The sequence below is a fragment of the Streptomyces sp. AC550_RSS872 genome, assembly GCF_019049285.1.
Taxonomy (GTDB): domain Bacteria; phylum Actinomycetota; class Actinomycetes; order Streptomycetales; family Streptomycetaceae; genus Streptomyces.
The window spans coordinates 45,080-59,787 of sequence record NZ_JAGMUL010000208.1; the positions used below are offsets into that span (position 1 = coordinate 45,080).

The following is a 14,708-nucleotide window of genomic DNA, read 5'->3' on the forward strand; positions in this document are numbered from 1 at the left end:
GACAGCGACCGAGGTAGCGACAACCGAGGCAGCGACTCGGGCCGCGGCGGTCGGCGGTCGTGAAGGACCCGGAGTCCCCGGGACCGTACGGTTCCTGACCCCGTACGGCCGCCGAGCGGTTCCGGACCGGCGGGTCCCGCACATCCCCACGGTGTGCGGGGCCCGCCTCCGCGTACCGTACGGATCTCGACAAACTCCACCCGTGGACGGCACACACGTCGGCATCGCCCTACGATCAACGCCAGTTGACGCGAAGGGGCGGGAAGACATGGGTGTGGCGATCCGGACGGCGGGCGAAGGGGACCGGGAGCTGGTGGCACGGCTGCTGGACGCGTCCTTCCAGGACGATCCGGTCAGCGGCTGGGTGTTCCCGGGCGAGGAGCACCGCCGTGCCGCCCACCCCAGGCTCATGGCCGCTTTCACGGACATCGTGCTCGCCGTCGGCCGTATCGACGTCACCGAGGACGGCACGGCGTGCGCACTGTGGATATCCGTGCCGGCCGACGAGCCGGACCACGACGAGGAAGGACCCGCGCGGCTGCGCGAGGCCGTCGACCCGGAGAACGAGCGCGTCGAGCTGATCGGCCGCCTGACGGACGGCATCCACCCGACAGGTCGTGCACACGAATACCTGTGGATGATCGCCACGGCCCCCGAACGCCAGGGCGAGGGACTCGGCACCGCCCTCATCAGCTCGGTCCTCGACCGCTGCGACCGCGAGGGCCTGCCCGCCTACCTGGAGGCGAGCAGCAACCGCAGCCGGAAACTGTACGAGCGCCTCGGCTTCGAACAGAAGGGTCACCCCCTCGACCTCCCGGACGGCCCCCAAATGTGGCCGATGTGGCGCGAGCCGCGGGGCTGAGCGCAGGGGTTCGGCCTACTTCGCGGGCACGATCGTCGCCGCGATCCGCTCCACCAGCCCTTCCGGCACGCTGACCCCGGGCAGGACACCTTCCAGCACGTCCGGCAGCGTCAGATGCTCCAGGAGCAGCCCGAGCATCGCGAGATAGAGCACGGTGACGATCTCGTCGCCCCCGGGCAGCCCTGCGTCGCGGTGGAACCCGATGGCCTCCTCGAGGTCGCCGCGCACGGACCGGGTGAAGGAGGAGCGCAGTTCGGGACGTCGCGTGGCCTCCAGGCGCATCTCCAGCAGGGCCAGATAGCCCGTGCGGTCGCGGGTCGCGCGCGCCATCAGGTCGTGCATGAAGGCGGTGACCAGGGCGCGGTCCTTGGGCCGGGTCAGCAACTCGGTGATCGTCGCCGGGGCGGGCGCCAGCCGCACGTGCAGCCGGGCGTCGATCTGGCGGAGCATGTCGTCGCGGCCGCTGAAGTAGTTGGAGGCGGTGCCCACCGGCACCCCGGCCTCGGCGTCCACCGCGCGGAACGTCAGCCCGCGTGCTCCCTCGCGGGCGAGCACCTCGACGCCCGCGTCGACAAGGGCGGCACGGCGCTCCGGATTGCCCGCCATACGGAATCCCCTCTCTCACTTCTATCCGGCCTCATGAATACCCTTGCAACCACTACAAGCGAAGTACTACAACTGAAGCACTACAACCGCAGTGGTTGTCCGTCACCCTACGAAAAGAGACCGGCTTGCGAAAGCTCACGTACTTCATCGCCTGCTCGATCGACGGCTTCATCGGAGACCCGAGCGGCGACGCGACGGAGATGGTCCGCTTCGTCGACGAGGGGTACTCCGCGTTCTTCGCCGCGGAATACCCGGAGACCGTGCCGACCCACGTCCGCCATCTCATCGGTATGGAGGACCTGCCGAACAAGAGGTTCGACACGGTGATCCAGGGCCGGGCCAGCTATGACCTGGCCCTGAAGGAGGGCGTCACCAGCCCGTACGCCCATATGCGGGAGTACGTCGCCTCGCGCACCCTGACCGAGTCGCCCGACCCGAACGTCGAGATCGTCGGCGACGACCTGGTCGCCAGGGTCCGCGAACTCAAGGCCGAGGACGGCGACTTGGGCATCTACCTGTGCGGCGGCTCGCAGCTCGCCGGCGCCCTGGTCGACGAGATCGACGAACTCGTCATCAAGAGCTACCCCATCGTGTACGGCACGGGCATGCCGATGTTCGGCTCGGACTTCGCCGTCACCGAGTTCACCCTCGGTGAGGTCCGTTCGTTCGGCAACGGCGTCGTGGTCCGTACGTACAGCAGGAAGCGCTGAGCCCTCTCCCGCCCTACTCTGAGGGCATGGGCAGCAGCGAAGAGCACCACTGTCCCGAATGCGGACAGCCCGTCGAAACGGTCGTCCGGCGCCACAAGACGCTGGGCGCCTGGGTCCCCACATGGGTGGCCGGCCCGTGCCGGAACCCCGAGTGCGGCGCGTACGCCGAGGGCGCCGCCGAGCACGAAGAGCACCACGAGAACCACCAGCACCACGAGAGTCACCAGCACCACGAGCAGCCCGAGAAACCTTCCGCGAAGAATTCCTGAACCCCTGTCGAGAATCCCGGACCGGCTCCGACGTCCCCTGTGAGAGCCGCCGAAACGGTGGCTCGAGCCGATGGAAACCGAAGGAGCGGACTGATGAAGTACCTGGTCATGGTGCAGGGCACGCAGGCGGACTACGAGGCGATGAAGGGCAAGGGGTCCGAGAACTCCGTGGCCTGGAGCCAGGAGGACGTCCAGGCGATGTACGCCTTCATGAGCGACCTCAACAACGACCTCGCCGAGAGCGGTGAGATGGTCGACGGACAGGGGCTGGCCGAGCCGGCGAAGACCCGGCACGTCACCCTGGGGGACGACGGCAAGGCGGTGATCACCGACGGGCCGTACAGCGAGACCAAGGAACTGCTGGCCGGTTACTGGGTGCTGGACTGCGCGAGCCTGGAGCGGGTCACGGAGATCGCCGAGCGCGTCCTACAGTGTCCCCAGCCCGCCGGGGCCCCCGTGTACCCGGTGGTGATCCGGCCCATCGACGACGGCGCCGGAGACGTCTGAGCCGTACATGAGCGTCACACCCGAGACCGAGGACCTGCTGCGCCGTCACGCGCCGCAGGTCCTCGGCGCGCTGGTACGACGGTACGGCCACTTCGACACCGCCGAGGACGCCGTACAGGAGGCACTGCTCGCCGCCGCCGGTCAGTGGCCGCGCACCGGCGTCCCCGACAATCCGCGCGGCTGGCTGATCAAGGTCGCCGCACGACGGCTGACCGACGCCCTGCGCGCGGAGGAGGCACGCCGGGCCAGGGAGGAGAAGGTCGCGGCGCTGTCGCCCCGGGACGCCTTCACCGCCCCGCCGCCGGGCGCGGACCGCGCTCCCCGCGAGGACGACACCCTCACCCTGCTCTTCCTGTGCTGCCACCCGAACCTGACCCCGCCCGCCCAGATCGCCCTCACCCTGCGCGCGGTCGGCGGTCTGACCACGGCGGAGATCGCCCGCGCGTATCTGGTCCCCGAGGCGACCATGGCCCAGCGCATCAGCCGGGCCAAGCAGAAGGTCCGCGGTGTGCGCTTCGCGCGCCCCGACGACGGGGAGGAGCGGCTGCCCGCGGTCCTCCAGACGCTGTACCTGATCTTCAACGAGGGCTATACGGCCACTTCGGGTGCCGCCTTGCAGCGGCGGGAACTCGCCGGCGAGGCGATCCGGCTGACCCGCGCGGTGCACCGCCTCCTCCCCGGCCACGGCGAGGCGGCCGGCCTGCTCGCCCTGATGCTGCTCACCGACGCCCGCCGCGACGCGCGCACCGGCCCGCACGGCGAGCTCGTCCCGCTGGACGAACAGGACCGCGACCGCTGGGACAAGGCCGCGATCGACGAGGGCGTCGCCCTGGTCACCGGCGCCCTGTCCCGGGGGCGCGCCGGCCCGTACCAACTGCGCGCCGCCATCGCCGCCGTGCACGACGAGGCACCCTCCGCCCGGGCGACCGACTGGCAGGAGATCCTTGGCCTCTACGACATCCTCGTACGCCTCGTCCCCGGGCCCGTCGAGCGCCTCAACCGTGCCGTCGCCGTGGCCATGGTCCGGGGGCCGCGCGCGGGACTGGCCGAACTGGCCGAACTGGCCGAACTGGAGGATGAGTTGGGGGGCGGGCACCGGCTGGACGCGGTGCGCGGTCATCTGCTGGAGCGGGCGGGCGCGTACGACGAGGCCCGTGCGGCCTACGAGGCCGCTGCCGCCAAGACCCTGAGCCTGCCGGAACAGCGTTATCTGCACACGCGGGCGGCCCGGCTGAAGCCGTAGCGTGGACCCATGTCCGAACAGACCTTCATCCTCCACATCACCGAGCGCTCCCTGTGGGACGCGGCCCGCGAGCGCGGCACGTACGAGATGTCGACGCGTGGCCGCACCCTCCAGGAGGAGGGCTTCATCCACTGCTCGACCCGCACTCAACTCCCGTCCGTGGCCGCTTTCCTGTACGGCTCCTACGACGGCCCCGACGAGCTCGTGGTCCTGGTCGTGGACCCCGCGCGGCTCGACGCGCCGCTGAAGTACGAGGCGCCGGAGCCCGGGGAAGAGGAGTTCCCCCATGTGTACGGGCCGATTCCGGTGGACGCGGTGGTGGATGTGGAGCCGTGGGCGAGGCTTCGCCGGTAGTGCCGGGACGGGTGGTCGGCAGGGCCTTGCCGAACCGTGGGCCGACCTGCTCAGGTGCGCTGTTCGGCCAGCCCGCCCGTTTCCGGGTCCCGGCCCGTCAGACAGTACGTCCCTCCCGCCGGGTCGCGCATCACCGACCAGTGGGCGCCCTGGGCGACGAAGGCCGCGCCCAGCTCCTCGTGCCGGGCGCGGGTCGCCGCGATGTCCGCGCAGGCGAGGTCCAGATGGGCGGAGACGGCCCGCTCCTCGCCGAGCCGCTGGAGCAGGATGCGGACCGGCAGCCCGGTCGGCGGCCTGAGCACATGGAACTCCGGGCGGGAGCCGGGCGCCGACGCCCAGTCGGCCAACAGACCGCTCCAGAACCCGACTTCGCCGTCGTACAGCGACGGCGGTACGTCGACGCAGACCTGGTCGAGGCGACTGCCGCGCACCACGGGCGGCCGTACCGACTCCCCGTGCCAGGGCACGGCACAGAACGACTGCCCGGCGGGCGAGCGCAGTGCGGCCCACCCCGCGTGCTCGGCGGCGATGCCCGCGCCCCGCTGAAGCGCCGACTTCACGAACTCCGGTACGTCGTCCACGGCGAAGTCGAGATGCGCGCCTCCGGCGCCCGAGCCGACTGCCTGGACCTTCACACAGGAGTCGGCGCCCCTGCCCGGCAGCAGCGTCACGAACTCCCCCTGATCACCCCGGAATTCGGACAGCCGTGTGTCCGTCACCGCGGTCCAGAAGGCGTGGGCCCGGGCGAAGGAGGCGGCGGGGCGGTCGACGAAGGCGTACGTCCAGCGGATGCTCATGCGGGCGATCGTAGATCCGGCGGCACGTTCACGGGCGCCGGATGGCGCCGCCCGCCCGCCTGACGCAGTTGTACGGCGCCCTTCGCGGTCACCACTGCGGGTTCGCAGGACCCTTACCAACCGCGCGCCGACTCCTGGGACACGCTTTGCCATCGGTTCGCTGCGAATTGGCCCGCGCTTGTTTGCATTGGGGAATGGACCACATCACGTTCCTGGTGGCGGTCGTCATCGTGACGGCCCTCGCCTTCGACTTCACCAACGGATTCCACGACACGGCCAACGCGATGGCCACCTCCATCGCCACGGGGGCGCTCAAACCGAGGACGGCCGTGCTCATCAGCGGCATCCTGAACGTCGTCGGTGCCTTCCTCTCCACCGAGGTCGCCAAGACGATCTCCGGCGGCATCGTGGACGACACACTCGTCAGCCCGGGCATGATCTTCGCCGGGCTCGTCGGGGCCATTCTGTGGAATCTGCTCACCTGGCTGGTCGGGCTGCCGTCCAGCTCGTCGCACGCGCTGTTCGGCGGGCTGATCGGGGCCGTCTGGGTGGGTGCGGGGTCGCATGGCGTGCACTTTGACAAGGTTGTCGAGAAGGTGCTGATCCCGGCGGTGGCCTCGCCGATCGTCGCGGGGGTAGCGGCGCTGCTGGCCACCTACCTGGCGTACAGGCTCACCGCTCGCGCCCGGAGCCAGTCCGTCACCAAGGGCTTCCGCGTCGGGCAGATCGCCTCGGCCTCGCTCGTGTCCCTGGCGCACGGCACCAACGACGCGCAGAAGACGATGGGCGTCATCACGCTGACCCTGATCTCGGCGGGCGCGCTCGGCCACGACGCGGGGCCGCCCCTCTGGGTGATCGCCTCGGCCGGCCTGGCGATCGGCCTGGGCACCTACCTCGGTGGCTGGCGGATCATCCGCACCATGGGCAAGGGCCTGACGGAGATCCAGTCCCCGCAGGGCTTCGCCGCCGAGACGGCCTCCACGACCGTCATCCTCACCTCGGCCCACCTGGGCTTCGCCCTGTCCACCACGCAGGTCGCCTCGGGCAGCATCCTCGGCGCGGGCCTGGGCCGCCGGCTGGCGGAGGTCCGCTGGGGCGTGGCCGGGCGCATGGTCGTGGCCTGGATGGTCACTCTGCCCGCCGCCGCGCTGGTCGGCGGCGTCTCGGCGAGCGTGGTCAAGCACGGCGGCAACGTCGGTACGGCTGTGGTCGCCGTGGTCGGCGCCGCCGTGGCCGCCGGCATCGTGCTGGTCTCCCGGCGCAACCCGGTGTCCGCGCACAACGTGAACGACGCCCACGAGGTCACGATCCGCGGCACCGAGCCGGCCAAGGTCGGTACAGCCGCCTGAGACAGACGCGGCCGCCTGAGACACGGCCGTACGAGACGCGGCCGTACGAGACAAGTCGTACGAGACAAGGGGAGTCCCATCATGAACCTCGACTGGACCGCACTCGGCCAGGTCGCCGCGGTGAGCCTCGCCGTGACCGTGGCCGTGGTCGCCGTCTTCGCCCTCGGCGTGCTGGGCCTGGCCCGCTACGACGGGGCGCGCGAGGAGGCCGGCGGCACCTCCGCGCTGGGCCTCACGCAGGCCGGGCTGTGCTTCGTCGCCTGCGCGGCGGTGGTGGCGTACGGGATCTATCTGATCGTGCCGCAGTTCCACTGACGGATCCCGGCACTCAGGGCCCGGCCGGGGGAACGGCCGGGCCCTGAGTGCTGCTGATCCCTGCTTGCTGCCGGATCCCTGCTCAGAGCCGCTCGTAAGCCGTCACGCGTCGCCCACGGACCTGTATGTCCGCCACCACCGTGAAGTGCTCCTTGAGTACGGCGGTCTTCGTCCTGTCCCGCTCGGCGGACACGGGCCGCGCCACCGCGGGCACGTCGGTGACCAGCAGTATGCGCCGCTGCGCCAGCATCGCGTCCCGTATCCGGGCCGGAGCCGCCTCCTCGCCCTTCAGCGTCCCCGACGCGACGGGGCCTTCCGCCAGCGCTATGTCCCGCAGGCCGGCGAAGTCGTCGGGGCAGACCAGCGCGGTGTCGCGCCGGGCCGCCGGTACGAAGACCACCGCGTCCCCGTCCTGCTTCAGCCCTCGTACGTCGGCCGCCACCGCCAGGACGTCGTCCACCCGGCTCGACGGGGACCGCTTGGCCAGCGACTGAGGCAAAAGGGCGACGACCGCCACGGTGACCGCGAGCGGGACGAGCCAGGGCGCCGCTCTCGGAAACCGCGGCCCGGCCGCCCGTACGGCGCTACCCAGTGCCGTGCCGATCAGGAGGGCCAGCCCGAGCATGCTGAACAGCACATAGCGGTCCAGGAAGAGCGGTCGGGCCAGGGAGAGCCCGAGGAGGCCGAGCTGCGGCACGGCCAGCAGCGGCAGCCCGACCGCCGCCACCGACAGCCGTCCCGCGTACGGTCGGTCCAGCAGGGCCGCGAGACCGCCGATCGTCAGCAGGATCGCCGGGCCGATCAGCATGTGCCAGGTCAGCGGCGGGATCCAGGACACCTGGGCGGACTGGTGCCGGCTGAACAGGACCAGCGGCAGTACGGCCGCCACGGCTGCCGTCGCGGCCGACGCCCAGCACATCCAGGTGCGACGCCGGGCCCGTACCCAGAGCAGGGTCGCCAGGTGGGCGGGCAGGATCAGCAGGGACAGCCAGTTCAGCAGCCCGCAGACCGCGACCGTGCCGGCGTACGCGGCCCAGTGCACCGGGCGGCCACGTCCCTCCAGGGCGGTCACCAGCAGCAGGGTCGCGATCCCGGCTCCGGCCGTGACCAACGCGTACGGGCGACCCTCCTGGAGATAGAACTGCACGGCCGGAAGCAGCCCGAACGCAAGCCCTCCCGCCAGGCCGGCCCAGACCCCGGCCAGCCGTTGCCCGATGACCGTCACACAGGCCGCCGCCACCGCCATGGCCAGCACGGAGGGCAGACGCAGGGACGTGGTGCCGGCGCCGAAGCAGGCGAAGACGCCGTGCATCAGCAGGTAGTAGAGCCCGTGCACGGCGTCGACCTGCCCCAGCATGTGCCAGATGTCGCCGACCGGCCGCCGGGCCACCTGCCAGGTCGCGGCCTCGTCCCGCCACACACTGTGCTGCCGGGACAGCCCCCACAGGCCGAGCGCGAGGGTCCACAGCAGCGGGATCGGCCAAAGAGGCAGGCGGCGGCGCAGGGGGTTCTCCCGGGAGTCGGCGTTCCATCCGGCGGGGGTCGGCCAGGCCGCCGGGTGACTGGTCCCCTGATGCGGTCCCCACTCGCCCGCTCGTCGCAGAGCACGAGGAACCCCGCCCCGGCCGCGCGGGCCGGGACGGGGTCGGAGCACTGCTCACTCCCCTGTGAATTCACCAAAACCTACGGGACGGGAAGGATCCACGGCCACCGTCCGGCGCGTGAACACAATCACCGCGAATACAGGGAACCGAGCGAGACACCGGGTGGCCAATATGCCCTTTTTGTCCGGTAGTTAAGGATGTGGTCATCATGCCGCCCGTGCCCGCAGCGCCGTGACGGCCCAGTCGACCGCCGGTGCCAGCGGCTCCGGGGGCGGCCAGCCGTTGATCAGGGCGAGGAGGTGGAGGTAGCGGTCCCTGCGGGGGTCGTTCGCCGCCTCCAGGCGTTGCAGCAGCCGGCGTCGCGGTTCGGCGGGGACGGGGTGGCCGTGGGTGGCCGCACATCGGGCGACCAGGGTCGCGACGACGGGGTCTGCCTGCGGTGATTCAGGGTTGATGCCCGATGTGACGGCGGGCCGCACGACATCGCGGGTGATCGCCACGGCATCGGGGCGCGGCGGTGCGGTGACGCCGTCGGACGCGTCCGTCGTGCTGCTGCGGGTCATGCGTCGCAGGCTGGCCCGGAAGTCGGCGTCGAGGGAGAGTTCGGCCAACTCCACCCAGGCCGCCGCCTGTTCCTCCGTGGGCAGGTCGGGCAGCTCGGGTGTCATGGAGCGCTGGGCCGCGGCCAGTGCGGGGCCTGGGCGGGGGCCTTCGAAGACGGCGTCGAGGAAGTCGTCGACCACCTTCTGTTTCTCGGAAGGGGACAGCCCGGCCAGCTCGTGCATGAGTTCCATCTCCTCGAAGGTGGGCTCGCGCCGGGCGGCAGCGGTCAGGACCGCCCGCCGCAGACGCAGGACGCCGATCTGTAGGTCCAGCGTGGCAGCGTGCTCCGCGGCGACCTGGCCGAGCGTCAGTTCCCGGTCCATGACGCGCCGGATCATGTCGAGGCCGAGCCCCAGTTCGCGCAGGGTCCGTACGAAGGCCAGACGGGTCACGGCATCAGGGCCGTACCGGCGATAGCCGGCGGCCGTACGGTCGGCCGGCGTCACGATGCCGCGATCGGAGTAGAACCGGATCGTCTTCACCGTCAGCCCGGTACGACGGGCCAGCTCACCGATCGAGTAAAGGATGCCGTCACGCATGACCCCACCTTCGTGTCTCCCCCTGCGGGAGACTCAAGTCTGCATGCCCGGACCCGCGAACAAGACCGCACCCGAACCCTCACGACCGCCGTTCTCGGCGGCCTGCGGGCCGGGGGTGGGAGGTGGAGCAGGCGATCGGAGAGACCGCGGGCGCGATGCTCGGGGTGCGGATGACGTCTGCCGGACGGCCATGCCAAGCACTGGCGACTTCAGGTCTGCTGCCCGTCACACACGACGGTTCCGGCCACCGTGTGAGGGATCTTCGATCCACATGCGACCATCTGCCGGTCCAGCCGCAGCGTGTACGCCTTTCCGCTCACGTGGTAGTCGATCCATGCGGTGTCGATGAAGCCGCCCTGCTTGCCCACGTCCAGGACGAACAGCAACTCGGGGAAGCCGGCACCTTCCTGGTCTTGATCGGTGCAGCTCTGGGTGATGCGGCTGCCTGCGCGGGCGTCCGCGTAGTGCCCGGGTGCCTTTCGCTTCTGGAAGTGCGGGGGCTCACCCAGGGCGGCGCCGATGTAGCCCGCGTCGACGCTCGCACCAAGATCGCAGTTGCTCCAGGCCGTGATGTGCGGTGTGCGGTCTTGGAACGGCTGCCTCAACCGGTCCGTTGCGCCGCTGGGGCATGGGCGCTGGGAGGAGGAACTTCAAACACCGGTTTCTTCAGCCTCGGAGGGGCATCGGAGTTCCTATTGCCAGCCGTCGAGGGAGACCTCCGGGCCTCCCGCGAGGTAGCGGTGGAGGGCGCCTGAGGTGGTGTCCACGAAGTTCTCGGGGATTGCGGCGGCGTCGACCCACCGGACCTGGGCGTGCTTGCGCGGTTCGCGGTTCTCGGGTTCGCCAGTCCAGTCGTGGGCGGCGAAGACGACGGTGAGGAAGCCGTTGGGGGCCTCCACACCCCAAGCGCCATGGATGACGTGGGCGACCTTCAGCGACTCTGGCTTCACCGTCAGGCCGGTCTCCTCGTACAGCTCGCGCACGGCCGTTTCCGTGATGGGCTCGCCGGGTTCGCTCTTGCCGACGGGGAGGTCCCACATGCCCTGGGCGAACTTGGCGTTCTGGCCGCGCTGGAGGAGGACGACGCGGTTGGCGGCCTTGTCGTGGACGATGACGGCGGCGGCCAGCAGGGTCATGGACTCGTGGGCGGGCGGGAGGGCTTTGGGCTGGTCGTCGGGTTGCGGCTTGGCCATGGTTACGGTCCTCCGTCGGCAGCCTTGGACAGATGGGGCCAGTGCTTTGCGAGCACAACGGGCCCCGGCCCTCAGGCCCCCTGCCCTCAAGCTCAGGTCGCATCATGCAGCAGCGCGTCGGTTCTCGACGGCGAGGGCGCCGAGGGCTTCCTTCTCTGGCGGGTAGATGGCGCGGATGTTGGCGACCTGCTGTTCGCGGGTGGCGGTCGGGTTGACGTCGGCCCGTCCCTCGCCGTCGAGCAGTGTCTCGAAGTCGGGGTACTCGGTGACCCGCTTGACCTTGACTTCACAGGTCTCGTCGGTGCCCTTGATACGGAAGCGAATGACTTCGCCGACGGAGAGGTCGGCGAGGTGCAGGCCACGATCGAGCGGGCCCGCACGATCCTCGTCGAACCCATCGCCCGACACGGGGCCTTCGAGGTCATGCGCCTGAGCGGCATCCTCGTCCGCCGTCGCTGAGAGCCGACTTGGCTGTCGCCGTCCGCCGCTTTCCACAGGCCGTTCGCGCACCGTCATGGGCGGGTGCTCTGCTCTTCTTCGCCTCCGCTCTCATCGCCGGCGGAGCGAGCCTGACGCAGGTCCAACTCGTCCTCGGCCACGCGTCCGCCGTCATCACGCTGCGGATCTGCGCCCACCTGTGGCCGGGCGAAGAAGACCGCACCCGGACCGCCATGGACGCCGTGTTCGGCGGCCTGCGGACCGGGTGCGGACAGGAAGACACTGCAAGCAAAGAAATTGCAGGTCAGAGGGCATGATCCAAGATCAGGCCTTCTTCGTCTCCCAGAAGATCTTGTCGATCTGGGCGATGTAGTCCAGAGCCTTCTGACCGCTCGCCGGGTCGGTGGACGCCTTGGCGGCCGAGAGGGCCTTCAGGGCGTCGTTGACCAGCTGGTGCAGCTCCGGGTACTTCTCGAAGTGCGGGGGCTTGAAGTAGTCGCTCCAGAGCACCGAGACGTGGTGCTTCGCGAGCTCGGCGCGCTGCTCCTTGATGACGGTGGCACGCGCCTGGAAGTGCGGGTCGTCGTTGGCGGCCATCTTTTCCTGCACGGCCTTCACCGACTCCGCCTCGATGCGGGCCTGGGCCGGGTCGTACACACCGCAGGGCAGGTCGCAGTGTGCGCTGACCTTGACCTTGGGGGCAAACAGGCGGGAAAGCATGGAGCATTCCTTCCTCGTGATCGTCTTCTCAGGTGGGACATTACTCCCTGCAAGACGGGTTTTCGCGAGTGCCCCCATGGGCTTAGGACAAAAGTCCAGGGTCAGACTGAGACTGGTGGAGGACAGTACCGGGGAGGTGCCGGGGATGCCGGAGTTGTCGCAGGACGCCGAGCGCGGGCGGGCCGCTCAGCCCTTCGGGTGGGCCGAGGTGACCGGGCCGTCGATGGTGCCCACGCTGTATCACGGCGATCTGCTCGTGGTGTGGCACCGGGGACGGATCCGTCCCGGGGACGTGGTGGTGCTGCGGCATCCGTTCCAGCAGGACCTGCTGGTCGTCAAGCGTGCCGCCGAGAAGCGTGAAGGCGGGTGGTGGGTCCTCGGGGACAACGCCTACGCCGGTGGCGACAGCACCGACTACGGAGTGGTGCCGGACGAGCTGATCCTGGGCAAGGTCCGGCTGCGCTACCGGCCGCGCAAGCCCGGTCAGCGCTCGCCGTTCGCGCTGGCGCGCTGGGCGCTGTCGGCGGTGCGGCTCGTGCTCGCCGACCGGTCCGCCTCCAGGCGTTTGCGGGCGCGGTAGGCGGCCACGTTGGCGCGGGTCGCGCAGCGGTCCGAGCAGTAGCGCCGGGAGCGGTTGGTGGACGTGTCCAGGTAGGCGTTGCGGCACGGGGACGCCTCGCACAGGCCCAGGCGGTCCACGCCGTACTCGGTGAGGTGGAAGGCCAGGCCCATCGCAGCGATGGCCGCGTAGCCGGCGGTCGCGTTGGACGGGTGGTCGGCGAGGTGCATGTGCCACAGGGGGCGGCCGTCGTCGTCCCGGAAGTCATGGCCGGAGATCTGCGGGCTCACCGGGAACTCCAGAAGCAGGGCGTTCAGCAGGTTCACCGCCAGCGCTTCGTCGCCCTTGTCCGCCGCCTCGAAGACCGCCCTCAGCCGCGCCCGCACCGAGCGGAAGCGGGTGACGTCCCCGTCGGTGGCGCGGCGGGCCGCCTCCTGACTGCCGCCGAAGAGATCGCGGATGGCCTCGACCGAGGTCAGCGAGTCCTTGCCCCGGGCCGGGTCCTCGCTGTTGACGAGACGTACGGCGTAATCCGAGTAATAGGCCAGTTCCACTTGTAGTCCTTACGGAGGCGTTCTATCGTCGACATGCGGTCGGTAACAGCTGATCGTGCTTCCAGGGTATTACGTGAACTGCGCGATGGAGGGGCTCGATGACGGACACGGACATCACCACCACGATCGGAGCCGACTGGGCCGCCTGGCAGAAGAGCTGGGACCGCCAGCAGGAGTGGTACATGCCCGACCGTGAGGAACGCTTCCGGATCATGCTCGACATGGTCGAGGCCCTGGTCGGCCCCGCCCCGCGCGTGCTCGACCTCGCGTGCGGCACGGGAAGTATCACGGCCCGGCTCTTCGCCCGGTTCCCCGGGGCCACCAGTACGGGCGTCGACCTCGACCCGGCCCTCCTCGCCATCGCCGAGGGCACCTTCGCGGACGACGACCGGGTCTCCTTCCTCACCGCCGACCTCAAGGACCCCGACTGGCCCGCGAAGCTGCCGTACGACTCGTACGACGCCGTCCTGACGGCCACGGCTCTGCACTGGCTGCACCGTGAGCCCCTCGCGGCCCTCTACGGTCAGGTCGCGGAACTCGTTCGCGACGGCGGTGTGTTCCTGAACGCGGACCACATGATCGACGATGCGACGCCCCGGATCAACGAGGCCGAGCGCGCCCTGCGCCACGCCCGTATGGATCAGGCCAAGGCGGACGGCGCCCTCGACTGGTCCGAGTGGTGGCAACTGGCCGCCAAGGACCCGGTCCTGGCCGAGCCGACGGCCCGCCGCTTCGAGATCTACGGCGAGCATGCCGAGGGTGACACGCCGTCCGTCGAGTGGCACGCGCGCGTGCTGCGCGAGAAGGGGTTCGGGGAGGCGCGGCCGGTGTGGTGCTCGCCGTCGGACACGTTGTTGCTGGCGCTCAAGTGACGCGGAAGAAGGGGCGGCAAGGAAAGATTCATGCCGGCACTATTGAATTCGTCGTGTCGGTGTTCTAAAGGGCATTCAGGGCGAGATCGTTGTTTTGGGTCATTTCAAGGGGCGCTGATATTGCATTGCTCCGGCGTGATCGTCCTGTGTAGGGTCGCAGCAGCTTGAGGGGGAATTCCCGCTCGGTTTCGACCAGCCGAAGGGTTCATCGTTATGCGCATGCGTAGAGTTATCGCGCCTTTTATGGCGACGGCGGCGGTGTCTGCGGGGCTGCTGGGCACGGCCTCGCCGGCCCACGCGGTCACCACGGAGTTCTGCACCCAGCCCTTCGCCCGGGCGGGCGTGGCCTGCTTCTACTCCGACGGGGACAAGATCACGGTGCAGGACCTCTGGGCGGACGGGATGCGTTCCGTCGCGATGTGGACCACCTCCTACGGGCGCTCCGGCGAATGTCACGACGCGAACGGCGCCAACAATCCGCCGACCGTGTGCGATTATGATTTCCGGGAGAATAGCCAGGTGGTGATCGAGGTCGTCCGCCGCGAAGGGGCGAACGGGGCGAATCACGACATCACCCGTCCCATTATTGGCTGGACGTCCGGTCGGTAAAAAAC

At 70.0% G+C, this 14,708-nt stretch carries 20 protein-coding genes and 1 pseudogene; 12 read left to right on the forward strand and 9 right to left on the reverse strand.

The features are described 5' to 3' along the window. Positions 1 to 268: 268 nt before the first annotated feature. Entirely contained in the window at positions 269 to 862 is a 594-nt protein-coding gene (locus tag KUM44_RS43720) for an N-acetyltransferase (protein ID WP_217215331.1), read from the forward strand. A 15-nt stretch (positions 863 to 877) separates the two neighbouring features. On the opposite strand, the gene KUM44_RS43725 is transcribed toward KUM44_RS43720, so the two are convergent. Then, on the reverse strand, positions 878 to 1,468 hold the full coding sequence (locus KUM44_RS43725; RefSeq protein WP_217215332.1) for a TetR/AcrR family transcriptional regulator: 591 nt from the start codon (positions 1,466 to 1,468) through the stop codon (positions 878 to 880). A gap of 125 nt (positions 1,469 to 1,593) precedes the next feature. On the opposite strand from KUM44_RS43725, the gene KUM44_RS43730 reads away from it, so the two are divergent. From KUM44_RS43730 to KUM44_RS43750, 5 genes are all read left to right on the forward strand, one after another. Beyond that, positions 1,594 to 2,178, forward strand: a complete 585-nt coding sequence (locus KUM44_RS43730) for a dihydrofolate reductase family protein (protein ID WP_217215333.1) — start codon at positions 1,594 to 1,596, stop codon at positions 2,176 to 2,178. 26 nt (positions 2,179 to 2,204) lie between these two features. Beyond that, positions 2,205 to 2,447, forward strand: a complete 243-nt coding sequence (locus tag KUM44_RS43735; protein ID WP_217215334.1) for a hypothetical protein — start codon at positions 2,205 to 2,207, stop codon at positions 2,445 to 2,447. A 93-nt stretch (positions 2,448 to 2,540) separates the two neighbouring features. Next, on the forward strand, positions 2,541 to 2,954 hold the full coding sequence (locus KUM44_RS43740; RefSeq protein ID WP_217215335.1) for a YciI family protein: 414 nt from the start codon (positions 2,541 to 2,543) through the stop codon (positions 2,952 to 2,954). A 7-nt stretch (positions 2,955 to 2,961) separates the two neighbouring features. Further along, the gene (locus KUM44_RS43745) at positions 2,962 to 4,197 is read left to right on the forward strand and encodes an RNA polymerase sigma factor (protein WP_217215336.1); all 1,236 of its coding nucleotides are present in this window, start codon (positions 2,962 to 2,964) and stop codon (positions 4,195 to 4,197) included. 9 nt (positions 4,198 to 4,206) lie between these two features. After that, positions 4,207 to 4,551 (forward strand): DUF952 domain-containing protein, encoded by a 345-nt coding sequence (locus KUM44_RS43750; RefSeq protein ID WP_217215337.1) that lies wholly within the window; start codon positions 4,207 to 4,209, stop codon positions 4,549 to 4,551. Between the two features lie 50 nt (positions 4,552 to 4,601). Here the strand turns inward: KUM44_RS43750 and KUM44_RS43755 are convergent, their stop codons facing one another. After that, positions 4,602 to 5,348, reverse strand: coding sequence for a VOC family protein (locus KUM44_RS43755; RefSeq protein ID WP_217215338.1), 747 nt, complete (start codon positions 5,346 to 5,348; stop codon positions 4,602 to 4,604). A gap of 194 nt (positions 5,349 to 5,542) precedes the next feature. On the opposite strand from KUM44_RS43755, the gene KUM44_RS43760 reads away from it, so the two are divergent. Beyond that, positions 5,543 to 6,697 carry an inorganic phosphate transporter gene (locus tag KUM44_RS43760; RefSeq protein WP_217215339.1) on the forward strand — a complete coding sequence of 385 codons (1,155 nt, stop codon included), beginning with the start codon at positions 5,543 to 5,545 and terminating at the stop codon, positions 6,695 to 6,697. A gap of 81 nt (positions 6,698 to 6,778) precedes the next feature. Next, positions 6,779 to 7,012 (forward strand): hypothetical protein, encoded by a 234-nt coding sequence (locus KUM44_RS43765; protein WP_217215340.1) that lies wholly within the window; start codon positions 6,779 to 6,781, stop codon positions 7,010 to 7,012. 82 nt (positions 7,013 to 7,094) lie between these two features. Here the strand turns inward: KUM44_RS43765 and KUM44_RS43770 are convergent, their stop codons facing one another. From KUM44_RS43770 to KUM44_RS46590, 5 genes are all read right to left on the reverse strand, one after another. Next, complete coding sequence (locus KUM44_RS43770) at positions 7,095 to 8,516, reverse strand: glycosyltransferase family 39 protein (protein ID WP_217215501.1); 1,422 nt, start codon at positions 8,514 to 8,516, stop codon at positions 7,095 to 7,097. A 306-nt stretch (positions 8,517 to 8,822) separates the two neighbouring features. Continuing rightward, a complete protein-coding gene (locus KUM44_RS43775; protein WP_217215341.1) occupies positions 8,823 to 9,758 on the reverse strand; it encodes a MerR family transcriptional regulator in 936 nt (311 codons plus the stop codon). Between the two features lie 209 nt (positions 9,759 to 9,967). After that, the gene (locus tag KUM44_RS43780; protein WP_217215342.1) at positions 9,968 to 10,363 is read right to left on the reverse strand and encodes a hypothetical protein; all 396 of its coding nucleotides are present in this window, start codon (positions 10,361 to 10,363) and stop codon (positions 9,968 to 9,970) included. An 87-nt stretch (positions 10,364 to 10,450) separates the two neighbouring features. Next, a complete protein-coding gene (locus KUM44_RS43785; RefSeq protein WP_217215343.1) occupies positions 10,451 to 10,951 on the reverse strand; it encodes an NUDIX domain-containing protein in 501 nt (166 codons plus the stop codon). A gap of 102 nt (positions 10,952 to 11,053) precedes the next feature. Beyond that, entirely contained in the window at positions 11,054 to 11,467 is a 414-nt protein-coding gene (locus KUM44_RS46590) for a hypothetical protein (protein WP_254390981.1), read from the reverse strand. Positions 11,468 to 11,484: 17 nt separating this feature from the next. Between KUM44_RS46590 and KUM44_RS47440 the strand changes: the two are divergent. Further along, positions 11,485 to 11,706, forward strand: a pseudogene (locus KUM44_RS47440) (site-specific integrase); the annotation flags it as partial. 7 nt (positions 11,707 to 11,713) lie between these two features. Here KUM44_RS47440 and sodN read toward each other — a convergent pair. Further along, positions 11,714 to 12,109: a superoxide dismutase, Ni gene (sodN, locus tag KUM44_RS43795; protein WP_217215344.1), complete on the reverse strand. Its 396-nt coding sequence runs from the start codon at positions 12,107 to 12,109 to the stop codon at positions 11,714 to 11,716. 145 nt (positions 12,110 to 12,254) lie between these two features. Between sodN and sodX the strand changes: the two genes are divergently transcribed. Continuing rightward, positions 12,255 to 12,689, forward strand: a complete 435-nt coding sequence (gene sodX / locus KUM44_RS43800; RefSeq protein WP_217215504.1) for a nickel-type superoxide dismutase maturation protease — start codon at positions 12,255 to 12,257, stop codon at positions 12,687 to 12,689. Here sodX and KUM44_RS43805 read toward each other — a convergent pair. Continuing rightward, complete coding sequence (locus tag KUM44_RS43805) at positions 12,593 to 13,222, reverse strand: ABATE domain-containing protein (RefSeq protein WP_217215345.1); 630 nt, start codon at positions 13,220 to 13,222, stop codon at positions 12,593 to 12,595. The genes sodX and KUM44_RS43805 overlap by 97 nt on opposite strands. Positions 13,223 to 13,320: 98 nt before the next feature. Between KUM44_RS43805 and KUM44_RS43810 the strand changes: the two genes are divergently transcribed. Together KUM44_RS43810 and KUM44_RS43815 are read left to right on the forward strand one after the other, a co-directional pair. Continuing rightward, entirely contained in the window at positions 13,321 to 14,094 is a 774-nt protein-coding gene (locus tag KUM44_RS43810) for a trans-aconitate 2-methyltransferase (protein WP_217215346.1), read from the forward strand. Positions 14,095 to 14,313: 219 nt separating this feature from the next. Further along, complete coding sequence (locus KUM44_RS43815; protein ID WP_217215347.1) at positions 14,314 to 14,703, forward strand: hypothetical protein; 390 nt, start codon at positions 14,314 to 14,316, stop codon at positions 14,701 to 14,703. Positions 14,704 to 14,708 lie beyond the last annotated feature (5 nt).